At 72.3% G+C, this 15,489-nt stretch carries 12 protein-coding genes; 7 read left to right on the forward strand and 5 right to left on the reverse strand.

The window, feature by feature from the left end; all coding sequences use genetic code 11:
- Positions 1 to 47 precede the first annotated feature (47 nt).
- A complete protein-coding gene (locus ABZ385_RS07445) occupies positions 48 to 1,346 on the forward strand; it encodes a citrate synthase (RefSeq protein ID WP_167516009.1) in 1,299 nt (432 codons plus the stop codon).
- Between the two features lie 410 nt (positions 1,347 to 1,756).
- On the opposite strand, the gene ABZ385_RS07450 is transcribed toward ABZ385_RS07445, so the two are convergent.
- The 4 genes from ABZ385_RS07450 to ABZ385_RS07465 form a co-directional block, all read right to left on the reverse strand.
- Positions 1,757 to 4,018 carry a heavy metal translocating P-type ATPase gene (locus ABZ385_RS07450; protein WP_358910316.1) on the reverse strand — a complete coding sequence of 754 codons (2,262 nt, stop codon included), beginning with the start codon at positions 4,016 to 4,018 and terminating at the stop codon, positions 1,757 to 1,759.
- 91 nt (positions 4,019 to 4,109) lie between these two features.
- On the reverse strand, positions 4,110 to 4,433 hold the full coding sequence (locus tag ABZ385_RS07455; RefSeq protein WP_358580509.1) for a heavy-metal-associated domain-containing protein: 324 nt from the start codon (positions 4,431 to 4,433) through the stop codon (positions 4,110 to 4,112).
- Positions 4,434 to 4,576: 143 nt separating this feature from the next.
- Complete coding sequence (locus tag ABZ385_RS07460) at positions 4,577 to 4,774, reverse strand: MerR family transcriptional regulator (RefSeq protein ID WP_358580507.1); 198 nt, start codon at positions 4,772 to 4,774, stop codon at positions 4,577 to 4,579.
- 285 nt (positions 4,775 to 5,059) lie between these two features.
- Positions 5,060 to 5,959 carry a sugar phosphate isomerase/epimerase gene (locus tag ABZ385_RS07465; RefSeq protein ID WP_358910318.1) on the reverse strand — a complete coding sequence of 300 codons (900 nt, stop codon included), beginning with the start codon at positions 5,957 to 5,959 and terminating at the stop codon, positions 5,060 to 5,062.
- A gap of 162 nt (positions 5,960 to 6,121) precedes the next feature.
- Here ABZ385_RS07465 and iolC point away from each other — a divergent pair, with 162 nt between their 5' ends.
- From iolC to ABZ385_RS07495, 6 genes are all read left to right on the forward strand, one after another.
- The gene (gene iolC / locus ABZ385_RS07470) at positions 6,122 to 7,048 is read left to right on the forward strand and encodes a 5-dehydro-2-deoxygluconokinase (protein WP_358580536.1); all 927 of its coding nucleotides are present in this window, start codon (positions 6,122 to 6,124) and stop codon (positions 7,046 to 7,048) included.
- A gap of 62 nt (positions 7,049 to 7,110) precedes the next feature.
- Complete coding sequence (locus ABZ385_RS07475; RefSeq protein ID WP_358698642.1) at positions 7,111 to 7,995, forward strand: deoxyribose-phosphate aldolase; 885 nt, start codon at positions 7,111 to 7,113, stop codon at positions 7,993 to 7,995.
- Positions 7,996 to 8,020: 25 nt separating this feature from the next.
- Complete coding sequence (iolB, locus tag ABZ385_RS07480; RefSeq protein ID WP_358910320.1) at positions 8,021 to 8,833, forward strand: 5-deoxy-glucuronate isomerase; 813 nt, start codon at positions 8,021 to 8,023, stop codon at positions 8,831 to 8,833.
- The gene (gene iolD / locus ABZ385_RS07485) at positions 8,830 to 10,719 is read left to right on the forward strand and encodes a 3D-(3,5/4)-trihydroxycyclohexane-1,2-dione acylhydrolase (decyclizing) (protein WP_358910321.1); all 1,890 of its coding nucleotides are present in this window, start codon (positions 8,830 to 8,832) and stop codon (positions 10,717 to 10,719) included. Before iolB ends, iolD begins: the two co-directional genes overlap by 4 nt.
- Before the next feature lie 17 nt (positions 10,720 to 10,736).
- Positions 10,737 to 12,239, forward strand: a complete 1,503-nt coding sequence (gene mmsA, locus ABZ385_RS07490; RefSeq protein WP_358580496.1) for a CoA-acylating methylmalonate-semialdehyde dehydrogenase — start codon at positions 10,737 to 10,739, stop codon at positions 12,237 to 12,239.
- Positions 12,240 to 12,634: 395 nt separating this feature from the next.
- Positions 12,635 to 14,077 (forward strand): APC family permease, encoded by a 1,443-nt coding sequence (locus tag ABZ385_RS07495; RefSeq protein WP_358910323.1) that lies wholly within the window; start codon positions 12,635 to 12,637, stop codon positions 14,075 to 14,077.
- A 79-nt stretch (positions 14,078 to 14,156) separates the two neighbouring features.
- On the opposite strand, the gene ABZ385_RS07500 is transcribed toward ABZ385_RS07495, so the two are convergent.
- Positions 14,157 to 15,365 (reverse strand): pyridoxal-phosphate dependent enzyme, encoded by a 1,209-nt coding sequence (locus tag ABZ385_RS07500; RefSeq protein WP_358580532.1) that lies wholly within the window; start codon positions 15,363 to 15,365, stop codon positions 14,157 to 14,159.
- Positions 15,366 to 15,489: the final 124 nt, after the last annotated feature.

Consider the following 15,489-nt stretch of genomic DNA (forward strand, 5'->3'; position numbering starts at 1 on the left):
CAGTCAGGGCACCTCGAAGAAGAGGCACAACGTCGGTGAGGGATGACGTGAGCGAGAACGGTAACAACGCTGTAGTACTGCGGTACGGCGATGGCGAGTACACCTACCCGGTGATCGATTCGACCGTCGGTGACAAGGGCTTCGACATCGGCAAGCTCCGCGCCCAGACCGGTCTGGTGACCCTGGACAGCGGCTATGGCAATACCGCCGCCTATAAATCCGCCATCACCTATCTCGACGGCGAGCAGGGCATCCTCCGGTACCGCGGCTACCCGATCGAGCAGCTGGCCGAGCGCTCCACCTTCACCGAGGTGGCGTACCTGCTGATCAACGGCGAGCTGCCGAAGGTCGACGAGCTGGCGAGCTTCAAGAACGAGATCACGCAGCACACCCTGCTGCACGAGGACGTCAAGCGCTTCTACGACGGCTTCCCGCGCGATGCCCACCCGATGGCCATGCTGTCGTCCGTGGTGAGCGCGCTGTCCACGTTCTACCAGGACAGCCACAACCCCTTCGACGAGAAGCAGCGTCACCTCTCGACGATCCGCCTGCTCGCCAAGCTGCCGACGATCGCCGCGTACGCCTACAAGAAGTCGCAGGGCCACCCGGTGGTCTACCCGCGCAACGACCTCGGCTACGTCGAGAACTTCCTGCGCATGACCTTCTCGGTGCCCGCCGCCGAGTACGAGCTGGACCCGGTCGTGGTCGCCGCGCTCGACAAGCTCCTGATCCTGCACGCGGACCACGAGCAGAACTGTTCGACCTCCACCGTGCGTCTGGTCGGCTCCTCGCAGGCGAACATGTTCGCCTCGATCTCGGCCGGCATCTCGGCCCTGTGGGGCCCGCTGCACGGCGGCGCCAACCAGTCGGTCCTGGAGATGCTGGAAGGCATCCAGGCCTCCGGCGGCGACGTCGACACCTTCATCCGCAAGGTGAAGAACAAGGAAGACGGCGTGAAGCTCATGGGCTTCGGGCACCGCGTCTACAAGAACTTCGACCCCCGGGCGAAGATCATCAAGGCGGCGGCGCACGACGTCCTCTCGGCGCTCGGCAAGTCCGACGAGCTGCTCGACATCGCGCTGAAGCTGGAGGAGCACGCGCTGGCCGACGACTACTTCGTCGAGCGCAAGCTCTACCCCAACGTGGACTTCTACACCGGTCTGATCTACCGGGCCATGGGCTTCCCGACCGAGATGTTCACCGTGCTGTTCGCGCTCGGACGCCTGCCGGGCTGGATCGCCCAGTGGCACGAGATGATCAAGGAGCCGGGTTCGCGCATCGGCCGCCCGCGCCAGATCTACACCGGCGAGGTGCTGCGGGACTTCGTCCCGGTCGAGGGCCGCTGACCCTCCCCGCACAGCGGAAAGCGCCCCGCCGTCGATCCCCCCACGGGTCGACGGTCGGGGCGCTTCCCTTTTTCCCGGTACGGATTCCCCCCACGGGATCCGGCCGGGGGTCTGTGGTCGCCCTGCGCCGTGCCGGGACGCGTACGCACGGGAGGGCCGCTCAAGCTCCCCGGTGCACGTGCCCCGGCAACGCAGTTCCAGGGAGCATCCCCCAAGATGTCCCCTGATGGCAGATGACGTCCCCCAAGACGTCTTCTGGCATCGTCCCATTAGACTCGCGACCCCCCCAGATGGTTACGTCCCCATCTCTGTGATCTGCGTCTCCTGCATATGTCCCGTACCTGCGCAAGGGCCCCGATATGGGGATCTCGGGAGGTCCGTGAGGATGCTGAAACGGTCCTGTGAAGGGGTTATGAGAACGTCCGCAGCCGAAGGCTGTTGGTGACCACGAAGACCGACGAGAACGCCATCGCGGCGCCGGCGATCATCGGGTTAAGGAGCCCGGCCGCAGCGAGCGGCAGCGCGGCGACGTTGTAGCCGAAGGCCCAGCAGAGGTTGCCCTTGATGGTGGCGAGCGTCTTGCGGGAGAGCCTGATGGCGTCGGCCGCGACCCGCAGGTCCCCGCGCGTCAGCGTCAGGTCGCTCGCCTCGATCGCCGCGTCCGTGCCGGTGCCCATCGCGAGGCCGAGGTCGGCGGTGGCGAGCGCCGCCGCGTCGTTCACCCCGTCCCCGACCATCGCCACGACCCGGCCCTCGGCGCGCAGCCTCGCCACGACGTCGGCCTTGTCCCGGGGCATGACCTCCGCGTACACGGCGTCGGCGGGGATGCCCACCGCGTCCGCGACCGCGTGGGCGACGGCCTTGTTGTCGCCGGTCAGCAGCACCGGCGTCAGGCCGAGCGCCCGCAGCTCGCGCACCGCCTCGGCGCTGGTCCCCTTGACGGCGTCGGCGACCGTGATCACCCCGCGTGCGACACCGTCCCAGGCGACCAGCACGGCCGTACGACCCGCCGCCTCCGCCTCTTTTCTCAGCACGGTCAGCGCGTCCAGGCCGGTGACGCCCGCGTCCGCGAGGAGCCGCTCGCGCCCGGCCAGGACGTCGTGCCCGTCCACCGTCCCGCGCACCCCGGCCCCGGCGACGCCCTCGAACCGCTCCGGCGCGGGCAGTTCACCGCCGCGCACGTCGAGCCGGTCGGCGGCGCCCGCCGCCACGGCGCGGGCGACCGGGTGCTCGGAGGCGTGCTCCAGGGCGCCCGCCAGGCGCAGCAACTGCTTCTCGTCCGTGTCGCCGACGGCGTGCGCGTCCACCATCTCCATGCGGCCCGTGGTCACCGTGCCCGTCTTGTCCAGGACGACGGTGTCGACGCGGCGCGTGGACTCCAGGACCTCGGGGCCCTTGATGAGGATGCCGAGCTGGGCGCCCCGCCCGGTGCCCACCATCAGGGCGGTCGGCGTGGCGAGGCCCAGCGCGCACGGGCAGGCGATGATCAGCACGGCGACGGCGGCGGTGAACGCGGCGGTCGCGTCGCCCGTGGCGCCGAGCCGGCCGCCGAGGGTGGCCGCCGCGATGAGCAGCACCACGGGTACGAAGACGGCGGCGACGCGGTCGGCGAGGCGCTGTACCTGGGCCTTGCCGGTCTGGGCGTCCTCCACCAGCCGCGCCATGCGGGCCAGCTGGGTGTCGGAGCCGACGCGGGTGGCCCGTACGACCAGGCGCCCGGAGGTGTTCACGGTCGCCCCGGTGACGGTGTCGCCCACCCCCACGTCGACGGGTACGGACTCGCCGGTCAGCGTCGAGGCGTCCAGCGCGGAGGCCCCTTCGACGACGGTGCCGTCGGTGGCGACCCGCTCCCCGGGCCGTACGACGAAACGGTCCCCGACGGTCAGCCGGCCGACCGGGATCCGCTCCTCCGTGCTGCCGTCGCGCAGCACGGTGACGTCCTTGGCGCCCAGTTCGAGCAGGGCGCGCAGGGCCGAGCCCGCCCGCCGCTTGGAGCGGGCCTCCAGCCAGCGGCCCAGCAGGATGAACGTGACGACCCCGGAGGCGACCTCCAGGTAGATCGTCGCTGCCCCGTCGCCCGGCGAGGCCGTCAGGTCGAAGCCGTGCCGCATCCCGGGCATCCCGGCGTCCCCGAGGAAGAGCGCCCACAGCGACCAGCCGAAGGCGGCGAGCGTGCCGACCGAGACGAGGGTGTCCATGGTCGCGGCGCCGTGCCGCAGGTTGGTGAGCGCCGCGCGGTGGAAGGGCAGGCCGCCCCAGACGACGACGGGCGCGGCGAGGGTGAGGGAGAGCCACTGCCAGTTGTCGAACTGGAGGGTGGGGACCATCGCCAGGAGCACGACGGGCAGGGACAGCAGGGCGCAGACGACCAGGCGCTGCCGCAGGGTGTCGGGTGCGGTGACGTCGGCGGTGCCCGGGTCGGGGGCGTGGTCCGCGGCGGGTTCCGGCGGGGGCGGGACGATCTCCCGTGCCGTGTATCCCAGCTTCTCGACCAGGGCGATCAGCTGGGCGACCTCGACCCCGTCGGCGTAGGCGACCTTCGCCTTCTCCGTGGCGAGGTTGACCGTCGCGGTCACGCCCTCCAGGCGGTTCAGCTTCTTCTCGATGCGGGACGAGCAGGAGGCGCAGGTCATTCCGCCGACGGCGAGTTCGACTTCGGAGACTTCGGTCATGACTCCTTCGTACTCCTTGTGGGCCGGTGGCACGGCGGCGGGCCCCGTGGTGCCGGTGTCGGCGCCACGGGGCCCGGGGGTCGCCGGGGTCTCAGGCCTTGACGCCGGCCAGTTCGTAGCCCGCCTCGTCCACCGCGGCGCGCACCTCGGCCTCGTCCAGCGGGGCCTCGGAGACCACGGTGACCTGGCCGGTGGCGGCCACCGCCTGGACGGAGCGGACGCCCGCGAGCCCGGAGATCTCGGCGGAGACGGCGCCCTCGCAGTGGCCGCAGGTCATGCCCGTCACCTCGTACACGGTGGTGACGGCGTCCTGCGGGGTCTCGGCGGCGCCGGCGGAGTGGCAGGAACCGCTGGGGGAGCAGCAGGAGCCGGTCGTCTCGGACGCGGCCTGCGGGAGCTCGGTCTGGGCGCTCATGTCGTTCTCCTCGGGGCGTGGGGTACGGATGTATGGATATGCGTCGTCACGTGCGTGGGGGTCCCGGAATGCCCAGGACCCCCTCGACACACATCACACTATACCCCTAGGGGGTATTCATCAACGCGGCGCGGCCGCCACCCTCAGCTTCTGCGCCCGCGGTTGCCCGGGCGGGCCGCCACCCAGGCGCGCACCGTGTCGGCGTACCAGTACGGCTTGCCCCCCTCCACGTGGTCCGGCGCGGGCAGCAGCCCGTGCTTGCGGTAGGAGCGCACGGTGTCGGGCTGGACCCGGATGTGCGCGGCGATCTCCTTGTACGACCAGAGCCTGCGGTCGGTCATGGGTGCACCTCCCTGCGCGTGCCCAGGTCGGCCGGAGAGGCCGACGGGGGAGCTGGGCGCGCTCGGCGATCACTCACCCTGTGCCCGGTGAACGACGCACAGTGACCAGTGCAGAGTGTTTGTGGTCCCGCCGTGACAGGAGTCCCGCGTATACGAGACATGTGTGACAGGAAGCGGGTGTTTGTGACGAAAGCGGCGCATGGACTTGACCTCCCGGCGCCGGGGTGGCGTCTTGACGGCGCCCCGCTCACCGCCTGGCGGCCGGGGGTGCTCCCTCGCCGGGAGCTACGCGCCGCACGACCGCAGGAAGGCCCGCGTCCGGCGCGCGATCGGCAGCGGCTTGTCCGGGGGGCACGGGTACATGTCCTGCTCCACGATGGCGAAGAGGTCGACACCGAGCCGCTGCGCCGCGGCGAGGACCGGCTCCAGGGCCGGCACCCCGGCGGGCGGCTCGCACATCACCCCGCGCGCCACCGCGGGCCCGAACGGCGCCTCGTCCGCGCGCACCCCGGCGAGGATCTCCGGGTCGACCTGCTTGAGGTGCAGATAGCCGATGCGTTCGCCGTAGGTCTCGATGAGCTTGAGGCTGTCGCCGCCGCAGTAGGCGTAGTGCCCGGTGTCCAGGCAGAGCGAGACGAGGTCCGGGTCGGTGGCGTCGAGGAAGCGGGTGACGTTCTCCTCGGTGTCGATGTGCGTGTCGGCGTGCGGGTGCACGACGACCCGCAGGCCGTACCGCTCGCGGACCTCGTGGGCCAGGCGCTCGGTCTGGGCGGCCAGATCGCGCCATTGCGCGGGCGTCAGGACCCGCTCCTCCAGGACCACGCCCGTCTTGTCGTCGCGCCAGAACGACGGGATGACGACGAGGTGCTCGGCGCCCAGGGCGCGGGTGAGCGCGGCGATGTCGGCGACGTGCGCCCAGGTCTTCTCCCAGACGGCGGGGCCGTGGTGCAGGCCCGTGAAGACCGTGCCCGCGGAGACCCGCAGGCCGCGCCGGGCCGTCTCGTCCGCCAGCTCGGCCGGATCGGTGGGCAGATAGCCGTACGGGCCCAGCTCGATCCACTCGTACCCGCAGGCGGCGACCTCGTCGAGGAAGCGGCGCCAGGGCACCTGGGCCGGGTCCGCGGGGAACCACACGCCCCACGAGTCGGGCGCCGAACCGATCCGGATGCGAGACAGCGTCGTCATGGCCGCCAGCCTCGGGCCGCCCCGGAAAGGTGTCAAGCAGTGGTCCGAATGTAAGGACAAAATGTTGACAGGGTTCCCGGAACGGCATTAGACCTGGGGCAGCGCCACCGCGAGGCAGCCGAGAGGGAGTGCAGGGTGACGGATCCGTACGACGTCATCACCATGGGCCGGATCGGGGTCGATCTCTACCCGCTGCAGAGCGGGGTGTCCCTCGCCGACGTCACCGCGTTCGGGAAGTTCCTCGGCGGCTCGCCCAGCAACGTCGCGGTCGCCGCCGCCCGCCTCGGGCGCCGCGTCGCCGTCGTCACGCGCACGGGCGAGGACCCCTTCGGGACGTATCTGCGCCGCGCGCTGCGGGAGTTCGGGGTCGACGACCGCTTCGTGCGCGCGGTCGCCGGGCTGCCCACGCCGTTGACGTTCTGCGAGGTCTTCCCGCCGGACGACTTCCCGCTGTACTTCTACCGGCAGCCCACGGCCCCCGACCTCCAGATCCACGCGGGCGAGCTCGACCGCGACGCGATCGCGGCGGCGCGGATCTTCTGGATGACGGGCACGGGGCTGTGCGAGGAGCCGAGCCGGTCGGCGACGCTGGCCGCGCTGGCCTGCCGGTCGGCCGGGACCACGGTCTTCGACCTGGACTGGCGGCCGATGTTCTGGAGCGATCCGGCGGCGGCACGCCCCCACTACGCCGCCGCCCTGGCGCACGCCACCGTCGCCGTCGGCAACCTCGACGAGGTCGAGATCGCCACGGGAGAGCGCGAACCCCGCGCGGCGGCACGGGCGTTGCTGGCCGCCGGGGTCGAACTGGCCGTCGTCAAGCGGGGACCCGCGGGAGTCCTCGCGATGAACCGCGCGGGGCAGAGCGCCGAAGTGCCGCCCCTGCCGGTCGAGGTCCGCAACGGACTCGGCGCCGGCGACGCGTTCGGCGGGGCGCTGTGCCACGGCCTTCTCGCGGGCTGGGACCTGGAGCGGATCATGCGGTACGCGAACGCGGCGGGGGCCATCGTCGCCTCACGGCTGGAGTGTTCCTCCGCCATGCCGTTTCCCGGCGAGGTCGCCTCGGCGGTCGACGCCGGGGTCGTCTCGTGAACGCCCGGGAGCCCCTGCCACGGGGCTCCGCCCCGGACCCCGCTCCCCGGACACCGGAGGGGCTGACCGTGGCCGACCTCAGCCGGATCCGCGCGTACCACCCCGAAGCCATCGCCGAAGCCGCCGCACGGCGGGCGCGGCGGCCCCTTCTCGGGGACCGCGGGCGGCTGTTGATCGTCGCCGCCGACCATCCCGCCCGGGGGGCCCTCGGGGTCGGGGGCGAGCCGTTCGCCATGGCGCGGCGCGGGGACCTGCTGGCGCGGCTGTGCCTCGCCCTGTCGCGGCCCGGCGTCGACGGGGTGCTCGCGAGCGCCGACATCCTGGAGGACCTGCTGCTCCTCGGCGCCCTGGACGGCAAGGTGGTGATGGGGTCGATGAACCGCGGGGGGCTCGCCGGGGCCGTCTTCGAGCTGGACGACCGGTTCACCGGGTACCGGCCCGAGGATCTCGGGCGGCTCGGCTTCGACGCGGGCAAGCTGCTGCTCCGCGTCGACCACGACGACCCCGGCTCGCTGAACACGCTGCACTCCGCCGCGCGCGCCGTCGACGCCATGGCCGCGCGCGGACTGCCCGTCTTCGTCGAGCCGTTCCTGACCCGCAGGCACGGACCCGACGGCACCGGACCGCCCCGCAACGACCTGGGCGCCGAGGCCGTCATCACGTCCATCGCCATCGCCTCGGGGCTCGGCGGGACGTCCGCGTACACCTGGCTGAAGGTCCCCGTCACGGAGAACCCCGACGACATGGCCCGCGTCATGGAGACGTCGACCCTGCCTGCCGTGCTGCTCGGCGGTGACATCGGGGACGACCAGGACGCCGCGTACGAGAAGTGGCGCGGCGCCCTGCGGCTGCCCACCGTGCGGGGCCTGGTCGTCGGCAGGGCCCTGCTCTATCCGCCCGACGGCGACGTGGCGGCGGCGGTCGACACCGCTGCCGGGCTGCTGTAGTGGGTACGGGCTCAAGGAGGCGCACATGACACACGTACCGAACGGCGCTGCGGCCACGGGGCCGTACGCCCTCGACATCGATCCGAAGCGGGCGGGCTGGGCCTACTGCTCACTGCGCGTGGTCGAGATCGCGGCCGGGGGCAGCCACCTGTTCGCCACCGGCGGGAGTGAATGGATCGTGCTCCCGCTGAGCGGCGGCTGTACGGTGCACACGGAGGGCGGGATCATCGAACTCCTGGGCCGCGAGAGCGTGTTCGCCGAAGTCACCGACTTCGCGTACGTGCCCCGTGACGCCCACGTCCAGATCGCCTCCGGCGCGGGAGGCCGCTTCGCCCTGGCAGGAGCGAAGTGCGAGCGTCGACTCCCCGCCCGCTACGGCCCCGCGCCGGAGGTTCCCGTCGAGAGCCGCGGCAGCGGCACCTGCTCCCGCGAGGTCCGCAACTTCGCCTCCGCCGACGCCTTCGACTGCGACCGCCTCATCGCCGTCGAGGTCGTCACGCCCGGCGGCAACTGGTCCTCGTACCCGCCGCACAAGCACGACGAGCACCGCCCGGGCGTCGAGGCCGAGCTGGAGGAGATCTACTACTTCGAGATCGAGGCGCCCGGCGGCCGCGAAGGGTTCGGCTACCAGCGGGTGTTCCCCTCCCGCGAGGGCGGCACGGACGTCCTGGCCGAGGTGCGCACCGGGGACGCCGTGCTCGTGCCCGACGGTTGGCACGGCCCGTCCGTCGCCCAGCCGGGCCACGCCATGTACTACCTGAACGTGATGGCGGGGCCCGGCCAGGAGCGGGAGTGGCGGATCTGCTTCCACCCCGACCACACGGAGGGATACCGATGACACGGACCGACGCGGGCACCGTGCGGCTCACCACCGCGCAGGCGCTCGTGCGCTTCCTGTCCCGGCAGTACACCGAGCGCGACGGCGAGCGGCGGCGGCTGATCGGCGCGACCTGGGGCATCTTCGGGCACGGCAACGTCGCGGGCATCGGGCAGGCGCTCGTGGAGTACGCCGACGAGATGCCCTTCCACCAGGGGCGCAACGAACAGGCCATGGTGCACGCGGCCGTCGGGTACGCCCGCCAGTGCGGCCGCCTGGCCACCCACGCGGTCACCACGTCCATCGGGCCCGGCGCCACCAATCTCGTCACCGGCGCCGCGCTCGCCACCGTCAACCGGCTGCCGGTCCTCCTGCTGCCCGGCGACACCTTCGCCGCCCGGCCCGCCGACCCCGTGCTCCAGCAGCTCGAAGTGCCCTACGCGGGCGACGTGTCGGTCAACGACTGCCTGCGGCCCGTCTCGAAGTACTTCGACCGCGTGACCCGGCCCGAGGCGCTGATCCCCGCCGCCCTCGCCGCGGCGCGGGTCCTGACCGACCCCGTCGAGACCGGCGCCGTCACCCTCGCCCTGCCCCAGGACGTCCAGGCGGAGGCGTACGACTGGCCCGAGGAGTTCTTCGCGGAGCGGGTGTGGGCCGTCCGCAGGCCCGCCCCCGACCCGGGCGAACTGGCCGCCGCCGCGGGCGCGGTCCGCGCGGCGCGCCGGCCCGTGGTCATCGCGGGCGGCGGCGTCCACCACAGCGCCGCCGAGGACGCGCTGCGCCGCTTCGCCGACGCGACCGGCATCCCCGTCGCCTCCACCCAGGCGGGCAAGGGCTCGCTGTGCTTCGACCACCCGGCGGACGTCGGCGGCATCGGCCACACCGGCACGGCCACGGCGAACGAACTGGCCCGCGCCGCCGACCTGGTGATCGGCGTCGGCACCCGCTACAGCGACTTCACCACCGCGTCCGGCACGCTCTTCGAGCGGCCCGGGGTGCGCTTCCTCAACCTCAACGTGACGCCGTTCGACGGCCACAAGATGGCGGGCGCCACCCTGATCGCGGACGCCCGCACCGCCCTGGAGGCGCTCACCCGGGAGCTGGGCGACCACCGCGTGGAGCCCGCCTACACCGCGCAGTACCGGGGCGACAAGGCCCGCTGGGAGCAGCGCGTGGACGCCGCGTACGCCGCGGACGAGCCGGACGCGCGCCCGACGCAGGCCCAGGTCCTCGGCGCGCTGGACGCGCTGGTGACAGAGGAGGACATCGTCGTCAACGCCGCCGGGTCGCTCCCCGGCGACCTGCACAAACTGTGGCGGACGCGCTCACCGCGCCAGTACCACGTGGAGTACGGCTACTCCTGCATGGGATACGAGATCCCCGCGTCGATCGGGGTCGCGCTGGCCGCGCCGGGGCGCCCGGTGTGGGCGCTGGTCGGCGACGGCACGTATCTGATGAACCCGACCGAGATCGTCACGGCCGTGCAGGAGAACGTCCCGGTCAAGGTCGTCATCCTGCAGAACCACGGGTACGCCTCCATCGGCGGCCTCTCCCGGTCCGTGGGCGGCGAGCGGTTCGGCACGGACTACCGCTTCCGGGCGCCGGACGGCACGTACAGCCGCGACCCGCTGCCCGTCGACCTCGCGGCGAACGCGGCCTCGCTGGGGATGCGGGTGCTGCGCGCCAGGACCGTGCGGGACCTGCGGGCGGCTCTGCTGGAGGCGCGCGGCGCGGACCGGCCCACATGTGTCTATGTGGAGACGGAAACGGCAGACACAGTGTCGGGGCCGCCCCCGGCGCAGGCGTGGTGGGATGTGCCCGTGGCCGAGACGGCGACCCGGAGGTCCGCGGTCGAGGCCAGGAAAGAGTACGACCGGCACGTCACTGCCCGACGCCGCCACCTGTGAGAGTAGGGATGCTTGTCATGACGAAGACGGTCAATCACTGGATCGGTGGAAAGCCCGTCGAGGGCGCGTCCGGAACGTACGGCCCGGTCACCGACCCGGCGACCGGTGCCGTCACGACGCGGGTCGCCTTCGCGGACGTGGCCGAGGTGGACGCCGCCGTCGGCGCCGCGCGTGCGGCCTTCGCGACCTGGGGCACCTCCTCCCTCGCCAAGCGCACCTCGATCCTGTTCAAGTTCCGCGCGCTGCTGGACGCCAACCGCGACGCGATCGCCGAGCTGATCGTCGCCGAGCACGGCAAGGTGCACTCCGACGCGCTCGGCGAGGTCGCCCGCGGCCTGGAGATCGTCGACCTGGCCTGCGGCATCACGGTGCAGCTGAAGGGCGAGCTGTCCACGGAGGTCGCCTCGCGCGTGGACGTCGCCTCCATCCGGCAGCCGCTCGGCGTCGTCGCGGGCATCACGCCGTTCAACTTCCCGGCCATGGTGCCGATGTGGATGTTCCCGCTGGCCATCGCCTGCGGCAACACCTTCGTCCTGAAGCCGTCGGAGAAGGACCCGTCGGCCGCCATGAAGATCGCGGAGCTGCTCGCCGAGGCCGGTCTGCCCGACGGCGTCTTCAACGTGGTGCACGGCGACAAGGTGGCCGTCGACCGCCTCCTGGAGCACCCGGACGTCGCGGCCGTCTCCTTCGTCGGCTCCACGCCCATCGCCCGCCACATCCACACCACCGCCTCCGCCAACGGCAAGCGCGTCCAGGCCCTCGGCGGCGCCAAGAACCACATGCTGGTCCTGCCCGACGCCGACCTGGACGCGGCGGCCGACGCCGCCGTCTCCGCGGCCTACGGCTCGGCGGGCGAGCGCTGCATGGCCATCTCGGCGGTCGTCGCGGTCGGCTCCATCGCGGACGAGCTGGTGGGCAAGATCAAGGAGCGCGCCGAGAAGATCAAGATCGGCCCGGGCAGCGACCCGGCGTCCGAGATGGGCCCGCTCATCACGGCCGCCCACCGCGACAAGGTCGCCTCCTACGTCACGGGCGCGGCGGCCGAGGGCTGCGAGGTCGTCCTGGACGGCACCGGGTACACCGTCGAGGGCCACGAGGACGGCCACTGGATCGGCCTGTCGCTGCTCGACCGCGTCCCGACCACCGCCAAGGCCTATCGGGACGAGATCTTCGGCCCGGTCCTGTGCGTGCTGCGCGTGGACACCTATGAGGAGGGCGTGGCGCTCATGAACGCCTCGCCGTTCGGCAACGGCACCGCGATCTTCACCCGGGACGGCGGCGCGGCCCGCCGCTTCCAGCTGGAGATCGAGGCGGGCATGGTCGGCGTGAACGTGCCGATCCCGGTGCCGGTGGGCTACCACTCCTTCGGCGGCTGGAAGGACTCCCTCTTCGGGGACCACCACATCTACGGCAACGACGGCACGCACTTCTACACGCGCGGCAAGGTCGTCACCACGCGCTGGCCCGACCCCTCCGACGCGCCGGCCGGCGTGGACCTGGGCTTCCCGCGCAACCACTGAGTCACCGGGGGGTGACCCCCCGTAGAGCAGCCGTAGAGCAGGGCCGTCCGGATTTCGGACGGTCCTGATTCTTTTTTGGCGCCACTCTTGCGGTTCCCGTGCACAGGGTGCAATTCGGGCAACGAAAGTGTTCGCGTTCATGTGCCTGCAATATGAAGGTCATCATCGGTGTCGGTATGTTCATTGAGCCCTCAAGAGGCAAACTCTTGCGAAAGCGAGGCGACTTGGCATGCGGGCGCGCTGCGGATTCCGTAGGTAAATGACCGTTGACGTTCCGGTTAGCGCCGGGGTTCGATGACGCGCCGGGAGCCACGGAAAGACAGCTCGACAGCCTTCGGAGGCGATAAGGCTCCCCCCGCATCTCCTGCCGTACCAGTCGATCGGAATCGCGCTTCATGACCGACACGCTCCGCCCGCTCCCCTCGCCCACCACCGCGCCCCCCGCGACCCTGGCCGATCCGGGACGTCCCCAGAAGCTCAAGCGTTCCATCGGCGTCGTCGGCGGCACCCTGCTCACCCTGTCCTGCGTGACGCCCGCCTCCACGCTCTTCGTGGTCGTGCCCGACCTCTTCTCCTCGCTCGGCACCGCCACCGCGCTCACCATCGCGATCGGCTCGCTGCTCTGCGTCGGCGTCGCGTTCTGCTACTCCGAGCTGGGCACCCTCATCCCCAGCGCGGGCGGCGAGTACGCGATGGTCTCCACGATGGCGGGGCGCCTCGCGGGCTGGCTGGTCTTCGTCCTGTCGCTCCTGGTCGTGATGATCGTGCCGCCCGTCATCGCCATGGGCACGGCGGACTACCTGGCCCCGCTGGTCCACCTCGACCCGTCCTACGCGGGCGCCGGCGTCATGGTCTGCGCGACCCTCGCCGGCCTGCTCGACCTGCGTGCCAACGCCTGGATCACCGGCATCTTCCTGGTCCTCGAGGTCGTCGCGGCGGGCGTGGTGGCCGTCCTCGGCTTCACCCACGCCGAGCGCGGCGCGGGCAGCCTGACGGACCTGTCGGTGGCCGGTTCCGGTCCCGGCGGGATCGACGCCGTCACGGCCATGCTGATCGTCTCCGGTCTCGCCATCGCCCTCTTCGTCACGCAGGGCTTCTCCACGGCCGTCTACCTCTCCGAGGAGCTGGAGAACCCCCGCCGCAACGTCGCGCGCACCGTCCTCGCCACCCTCGCCATCTCCACCGTGATCATCCTGGTGCCGGTGGTCGCGATCACCATGGGCGCGGAGAGCCTGACGGCGCTCACCGAGGGCGACATCAGCGCCATGGTGACGGCCTGGTCCAACTCGGCCGTCGGTACGTTCGTCAGCCTCTGCGTCGCCCTCGCGATCATCAACGCGGGCATCGTCATGGTCATCCAGAACTCCCGCGTCCTGTTCGCCTCCGCCCGGGACAAGGCCTGGCCCTCGCCGGTCAACAACGCCCTGTCCAAGCTCGGCGCGTCCGGCGCCCCCTGGATCGCCACGCTCCTGGTCGGCGTGCCCGGCGCCCTCCTGTGCTTCGTCAACCTGGACACCCTGTACGGCGTGACGGGCGTCTCCGTGACCGGCATGTACCTCCTGGTGGCGGTCGCCGCGCTGCTGGGCCGGCGGGGCTCGCACGGTCACGCGGCCGCCTGGCGGATGCCGCTGTGGCCGGCCGTGCCTGTGGTGCTGATCGCCGTCCTCGCGTACGTACTGAGCCAGCAGGAGACGCGGTACCTCCTGTGGACCGGCGGCATCGTGGTCGTCGCCACCCTGTACTGGGCGCTGTACCTGCGCCCCCACCGCGACACGCGCTGGCTGGTCAGCGTCCCGGAGGACAGCCAGGAAGCGCCCCTCAGCCCCTCCGGCGTCTGAGGCGGGCCGCAGGCCCCGGGCCCCGAGGGGCCCGGACACCCCGGGGCGGGGCCTCGGCGGACGGCGGGAGAGGGGCCGCTCAGCCCCGCAGCACCCGCCGCTCGATCTCCGCCCAGTCCTCGGGGTCCACCGCGGCGCTGCCGCCCACGTCCAGCAGGTCGCGGTCCTTGAAACCGCTCGACGTGGAGACGCACACCGCGGGACCCTGCGGCACCGCCGCCCCGAGCTGCCGGTACCCGGCCAGCCCCGCCGCGGCCGACAGCTCCGCCCAGAGCCCGGACCCCGCCAGCCGGTCCCGCGCCGCCGCCATCTCCGCGTCGGAGACCAGCAGCGCCCCGCCGCCGCTCTCCCGGACGGCGAGGGTCCCCCGGTAGCCGCCGACCGAGGAGCCGATCGCGTACGCCGCCGTCGGCGCGACCTCCACCCGTGTCGCCGGCACCCCCTCCCGCAGCGCGGCCGCCAGCGGGCCCCCGGCGGCGGGCTCACAGGAGTACAGGCGGGGCACCCGGTCGGCGAGGCCCAGCGTGACCAGCTCCGCGAAGCCCTTCCAGACGCCGAAGAGCAGCTCGCCGTAGCCGGTGGGCAGGAACACCGAGCCGGGCACGCCGAGTTCGGCGTAGATCTCGTAGGCGAGTGTCTTGTAGCCCTCGGGTCCGAACGCGTGGCCGGTGTGGGTGGGCGTCACATTGCTCACCGGGTGGTAGCCGAACCGCTCCACGATCCGCCGCAGCAGCGGCCACCGCGCGTCGGCGGGCACCGAGAGCACCACCGCGCCGTACGCCCGCAGGAACGCCTCGACCGCCGGCGGCGTCCCGGCCGAGCCGATCACCACGCACCGCAGGCCCGCCCGCGCCGCGTACGCCGCCGCCGAGGCCCCGTGGTTGCCCGACGAGGCGACGACGACGCCCTCCGCGCCCGCGCCGGCCGCCGCGCTGACCGTGACGCGGTTGATGCGGTCCTTGTGGCTCCACGTCGGATTGCGCGACTCGTCCTTGATCCACAGGTCGTCGCCGAGGGGGACGAGCGGGGTGCCGCCCTCGCCGAGCCCCGGCGCGTGCAGCGGCGGCAGGAGCGGCGCCCAGCGCTCGTGCCCGCGCGGCCGCCCCGGCGCGGTGGTGAAGAGGTCGGCGGGAACCTTGTCGTAGGCGTAGTCCACCTCGACCGGGTACGACACGGTGTCGGTGCTGGTCACCGGGCAGCCGGTGGTGAGCGGGGGCCACAGGGGGAAGCGGACGGAGGGGTCCCCGAGCGAGCGCTGACCGGTGGCGAGGGAATCCGGGAGGGTCATGGATGCGGATGCGGCCAATGTCATGGGTGCAGCCTAGTTTCACCCCTGACGTGCGCGGGGCCGGTCGGCCACATCCGCCTACCGCGCCCGTGGTACGCGGGGCGCGGAGTCTACTCCCCGGGAA

It is taken from the genome of Streptomyces sp. NPDC005898, from assembly GCF_040629635.1.
GTDB lineage: Bacteria > Actinomycetota > Actinomycetes > Streptomycetales > Streptomycetaceae > Streptomyces.

What these genes read in the sequence shown, in the direction of transcription:
- iolD (WP_358910321.1), top strand. Translation starts at nt 8,830, where the DNA reads ATGACACGGACCGACGCGGGCACCGTGCGGCTCACCACCGCGCAGGCG.
- ABZ385_RS07495 (WP_358910323.1), top strand. Translation starts at nt 12,635, where the DNA reads ATGACCGACACGCTCCGCCCGCTCCCCTCGCCCACCACCGCGCCCCCC.
- ABZ385_RS07500 (WP_358580532.1), bottom strand. Translation starts at nt 15,365, where the DNA reads ATGACCCTCCCGGATTCCCTCGCCACCGGTCAGCGCTCGCTCGGGGAC.
- iolB (WP_358910320.1), top strand. Translation starts at nt 8,021, where the DNA reads ATGACACACGTACCGAACGGCGCTGCGGCCACGGGGCCGTACGCCCTC.
- mmsA (WP_358580496.1), top strand. Translation starts at nt 10,737, where the DNA reads ATGACGAAGACGGTCAATCACTGGATCGGTGGAAAGCCCGTCGAGGGC.
- ABZ385_RS07455 (WP_358580509.1), bottom strand. Translation starts at nt 4,433, where the DNA reads ATGAGCGCCCAGACCGAGCTCCCGCAGGCCGCGTCCGAGACGACCGGC.
- ABZ385_RS07450 (WP_358910316.1), bottom strand. Translation starts at nt 4,018, where the DNA reads ATGACCGAAGTCTCCGAAGTCGAACTCGCCGTCGGCGGAATGACCTGC.
- ABZ385_RS07465 (WP_358910318.1), bottom strand. Translation starts at nt 5,959, where the DNA reads ATGACGACGCTGTCTCGCATCCGGATCGGTTCGGCGCCCGACTCGTGG.
- ABZ385_RS07460 (WP_358580507.1), bottom strand. Translation starts at nt 4,774, where the DNA reads ATGACCGACCGCAGGCTCTGGTCGTACAAGGAGATCGCCGCGCACATC.
- iolC (WP_358580536.1), top strand. Translation starts at nt 6,122, where the DNA reads ATGGGCCGGATCGGGGTCGATCTCTACCCGCTGCAGAGCGGGGTGTCC.